This window comes from Streptomyces sp. IBSBF 3136 (assembly GCF_036815105.1).
GTDB lineage: Bacteria > Actinomycetota > Actinomycetes > Streptomycetales > Streptomycetaceae > Streptomyces.
On record NZ_JAJSZC010000372.1, the window covers coordinates 1 to 4507 of the forward strand.

The window sequence follows — 4507 nt, forward strand, 5'->3', positions numbered from 1 at the left end:
GTGGAGATGTGGGTGGGCCGCGGGCGGGCCGCCGGAGGGTGGGGCGGTGCCCGGGAACGCCTGCGCGAGAGGCGGTGAAGGCGGGAGAAAAAGGGGGCTGGGTCAGGCGGAAGGCCGACAGCCCATGCTCGTGACGCGCACGTAGTCCACGTGGCGGCGTCGGACGAGCAGCAGAAGCATGGAGCAAGGGTACTGCCCCGGGCCGGATCCGGATGTGGTCCGGCTCACTGATCGCGCCACCTGGTCCCGCTCGGGTCCAGCCGGCCGCCGTGCAAGACCGTGCGCCCTGTGTGGACGACCGGGCTGTCGGTCGGCTCCGAGCTGACAGCGGCTCAGCGCAGGGCCCGTTCCAGCAGCTCGGACCATTGGGCGACGACGCGTCGGCGCCGGGCGGTGTCGTCGGTGAGGAGGTTGGCGAGGCCGAGGCCGCGGGCCATGTCGAGGAAGCCCTGGACGGTCTCGCGGACGCCGGGGCGGGTCTCGTCGGCGTGCAGGAGGTCGATGGCGATGCGGTGGGTCTCGCGGCCGACGCGGGCTTCGAGCTCGGTGACGCGTGCGCGCAGTTGTTCCTCGTTGGAGGCGGCGACCCACAGGTGGAGGGCGGCGCGGAAGAGGGGGCCGGTGTAGAGGTCGACGACGGCGGTGACGACGGCCCGGCGGTCGGCGGTGCCTTCGGGGAAGAGTTCCCTGAGGGCGTTGGAGCGTTCTTCGGCGACGTACTCGACGGCGGCGGTGAACAGGTCCTCGCGGGTCGGGAAGTGGTGCTGGGCGGCGCCGCGGGAGACTCCGGCGCGTTCGGCGACGACGGTGACCGTGGAGCCTGCCCAGCCGTGTTCGGCGAGGCAGGCGACGGCGGCCTCCAGCAGCCGTTGCCGGGTGGCTCGGCTGCGGTCCTGCTTGGGTACGCGGTCGCGGTCCGCCGTACTCACACCACCCATGCCGCATCCCGTCTTTCCAGGAAGGCCGTCATCCCCTCCCGGGCCTGGGGGGAGGCGAACAGCCGGGCCGAGAGCGCGGTCAGTTCCGCCGCGTCCCGGTCGAAGGTCTCCAGCACCCTAGCCGTGAGCAGCCGTTTCGTCTCGGCCAGGGCCTGTGGGCCGGAGCGGCGCAGTCCGTCGAGGAGGGGGGCGAGGGCGTCGTCGACGTCGTCGGCGGTGACGGTGAGCAGGCCCAGGCGTACGGCGTCGGCGGGGGTGAAGCGTTCGCCGGTGAGGTAGTAGCGGGCGAGGGCGCGCGGGTCGGTGCGCGGCAGGACCGGCAGGGAGATGACCGCGGGGGCGACGCCGATGCGGACCTCGGTGAAGGCGAAGGTGGCTTCGGGCCCCGCGGCGGCCATGTCGCAGGCGGCGAGCAGGCCGAGGCCGCCGGCGCGGACGTGTCCGGTGATCCGGGCGACGACGGGTCTGGGCAGTTCGACGATCCGGCGCAGGAGCCCGACGAGGGCGTCGGGGTCGGGTGGGTCGCGCAGGTCGGCCCCGGCGCAGAAGGTGGTGCCGGTGTGGGTGAGGACGACGGCGCGGACGTCGGGGTCCTTGCCGCAGTCGGTCAGGGTGTCGGCCAGTTCGGTGACGAGCGCGGCGGACAGGGCGTTGCGGGTGGCGGTGGAGTCGAGGCTGAGGGTCTCTACGCCGCGCGCGCGGGTGCGGCCGATGAGGGTGGTCATGTGCGCTCCCTGAGCTGGCGTCGCAGGATCTTGCCGGAGGCGGCGCGGGGCACGTCCTCGATGAAGGTGACGGCGCGGACGCGTTTGTAGGGGGCGACGCGTTCGGCGACGTAGGCGGTGATGTCGTTCCCGGTGAGGCCGTCGGCGGTGGGCTGGCGGACGACGAAGGCGTGCGGGATCTCGTTGCCGTCGTCGTCGTGGGCGCCTATGACGGCGGCGTCGGCGATGCCGGGGTGGGTGAGCAGCAGGGCTTCGAGTTCGGCGGGGGCGACCTGGAAGCCCTTGTACTTGATGAGTTCCTTGACGCGGTCGACGACGAACAGCCAGCCGTCCGCGTCGACGTGGCCGACGTCGCCGGTGTGCAGCCAGCCGTCGGTGTCGATCATGTCGGCGGTGGCGTCGGGGCGTCCGAGGTAGCCCTTCATCACCTGGGGGCCGCGGATGAGGATCTCGCCGGGTTCGCCGGTGGCGAGGTCCTTGTGGGGGTCGTCGAGGGAGACGATGCGCATCTCGGTGCCGGCGATGAGCCGGCCGACGGTGCCGGGGGGTGCCTGGTGGAGGGAGTCGAGGGGGACGACGTGGGTGCCGGGTGACAGTTCGGTCATGCCGTAGGCCTGGCCGATGGGGGGCAGGCCGAGGCGTTCGGAGCAGGCGGCGGCCAGTGCGGCGTCGAGGGGGGCGGCGGCGCTGATGACGTGTCTCAGGGAGGAGAGGTCGTAGCGGGCGACGGCCGGGTGCTTGGCGAGGGCGAGGACGATCGGGGGCGCGACGTACAGGCCGGTGATGCGGTAATTCTCGATGGCGGCGAGGAAGGTGTCGAGGTCGAAGCGGGGCAGGACGACGACGGTGGCGCCGTTGCGCAGGGGCGCGTTCATCAGGGCGGTCAGGCCGTAGATGTGGAAGAAGGGCAGAACGGCGAGGATGCGGTCGCCGGGGCCCGCCGGGACGGCGGGTTCGAGCTGGGCGAGGTTGGTGGCGATCTGCCGGTGGGTGAGCATGACGCCTTTGGGGACGCCGGTGGTGCCGGAGGAGTACGGCAGTGCGGCGACGTCCTCGGCCGGGTCGAAGGCGATGTCGGGTTCGGGGGCGGTGGTGGCGAGCATGTCGAGGAGCGAGCGGTGCCCGGGCGCGCTGTCGCAGACGAAGATCTCCCGTACGCAGCCGGCGAGTTCGGCCGCGCGGCGGGCGGACTCCAGCAGCGGGGAGACGGTGACGATCCAGCGGGCGGCGCTGTCGCCGAGCTGCTTGGCGAACTCCTCGGGAGTGGCGAGCGGGTGCACGGTGGTGACGGAGGCGCCCGCGCGGGTGGCGGCGTAGAAAGCGGTGGGGAAGGCGATGGTGTTGGGGCTGTGCAGGGCGAGGACGTCGCCCTTGCGGACGCCCGCTTCGGCGAGTGCGGCGGCCAGACGCCGGTGGAACCGGTCCACCTGCGCGTACGTGAGAGTGGTGCCGTCCGTGCCGTCGATGAGGGCCGGCAGGTCGCCGTGGCGGGCGGCGCCGCCGAGGACGGCTTCGTGGATGGGGAGTTCTACGGGCGGGACGTCTGCGTACGCGCTGCGGAACACGGTTCCTCCAAGCGGCTGCGGCGGCCTGATCCGGACGGGCTGCCCTGGGTCGTGTCGCGGGGCCCGGCCTAGTAGGACTTGGGCAGGCCCAGGGTCTGGTGGGAGACGTAGTTGAGAATCATCTCCCGGCTCACCGGGGCGATACGAGACACGCGTGCGGCGGTTATCAGCGAGGCCAGGCCGTACTCCCGGGTGAGGCCGTTGCCGCCGAGGGTGTGCACGGCCTGGTCGACGGCCTTCACGCAGGCCTCGCCGGCCGCGTACTTGGCCATGTTGGCGGCCTCGCCCGCGCCGATGTCGTCGCCCGCGTCGTAGAGGTGGGCCGCCTTCTGCATCATCAGGCGGGACAGCTCCAGGTCGATGTGGGCCTGCGCCAGCGGGTGGGCGATGGCCTGGTGGGCGCCGATGGGGGTCTTCCACACGGTGCGGTCGCGGGCGTACTCGACGGCCTTGGCGAGGGCGTACCGGCCCATTCCGATGGCGAAGGCGGCGGTCATGATGCGCTCGGGGTTGAGTCCGGCGAACAGCTGGAGCAGACCGGCGTCCTCGTCGCCGACCAAGGCCTCGTCGGGCAGCCGTACGTCGTCGAGGACCAGCTCGAACTGTCGCTCCGCCGCCTTGAGTTCCATGTCGATCGGCCGCTTCTGGAAGCCGGGGGCGTCGGTGGGGACGATGAACAGGCAGGGCTTGAGGCGTCCGGTGCGGGCGTCCTCGGTGCGGCCGACGACGAGCACGGCGTCGGCCATGTCCACCCCGGAGATGAAGACCTTGCGGCCGGTGAGGAGCCAGTCGGCGCCGTCCTTGCGGGCGGTGGTGGTGATGCGGTGGCTGTTGGAGCCGGCGTCGGGTTCGGTGATGCCGAAGGCCATCAGGCGGCTTCCGTCGGCGAGGCCGGGGAGCCAGGCGCGTTTCTGGTCCTCGGTGCCGAAGCGGGCGATGACGGTGCCGCAGATGGCCGGGGAGACGATGAGCATGAGCAGCGGGGATCCCGCGGCGCCCAGTTCCTCGAGGACGATGGACAGTTCGGTGATGCCACCGCCGCCGCCTCCGTGCTCCTCGGGCAGGTTGACGCCGAGGTAGCCGAGTTTCCCGGCCTCGGCCCAGAGTTCGGTGGGCGGGCGGCCCTCGGCGACGGTGCGGGCGACGTAGTCGCGGCCGTAACGCCTGCCGAGGGCGGCGACCGCGTCGCGCAGTGCCTTGTGTTCCGGGGTTTCGATGAGCGTGGTCATGCGGTCCTCCGGGTGCGGGTGGTCCGTGGCGGGGCGGTCCGGGGCGGGGT

At 72.4% G+C, this 4507-nt stretch carries 4 protein-coding genes; all 4 read right to left on the reverse strand.

Annotation, left to right across the window (positions count from 1 at the left end):
- Positions 1-332 precede the first annotated feature (332 nt).
- Positions 333-938, reverse strand: coding sequence for a TetR/AcrR family transcriptional regulator (locus tag V7E45_RS38935; RefSeq protein ID WP_333779015.1), 606 nt, complete (start codon positions 936-938; stop codon positions 333-335).
- Positions 926-1663: an enoyl-CoA hydratase family protein gene (locus V7E45_RS38940; RefSeq protein WP_333779016.1), complete on the reverse strand. Its 738-nt coding sequence runs from the start codon at positions 1661-1663 to the stop codon at positions 926-928. Before V7E45_RS38940 ends, V7E45_RS38935 begins: the two co-directional genes overlap by 13 nt.
- Complete coding sequence (locus V7E45_RS38945; protein ID WP_333779017.1) at positions 1660-3228, reverse strand: 4-coumarate--CoA ligase family protein; 1569 nt, start codon at positions 3226-3228, stop codon at positions 1660-1662. Before V7E45_RS38945 ends, V7E45_RS38940 begins: the two co-directional genes overlap by 4 nt.
- 68 nt (positions 3229-3296) lie before the next feature.
- Positions 3297-4457, reverse strand: a complete 1161-nt coding sequence (locus tag V7E45_RS38950) for an acyl-CoA dehydrogenase family protein (protein ID WP_333779018.1) — start codon at positions 4455-4457, stop codon at positions 3297-3299.
- Positions 4458-4507: the final 50 nt, after the last annotated feature.

Coding starts and splice junctions, on each gene's coding strand:
- V7E45_RS38935 (WP_333779015.1), bottom strand. CDS start 938: ATGGGTGGTGTGAGTACGGCGGACCGCGACCGCGTACCCAAGCAGGAC.
- V7E45_RS38940 (WP_333779016.1), bottom strand. CDS start 1,663: ATGACCACCCTCATCGGCCGCACCCGCGCGCGCGGCGTAGAGACCCTC.
- V7E45_RS38950 (WP_333779018.1), bottom strand. CDS start 4,457: ATGACCACGCTCATCGAAACCCCGGAACACAAGGCACTGCGCGACGCG.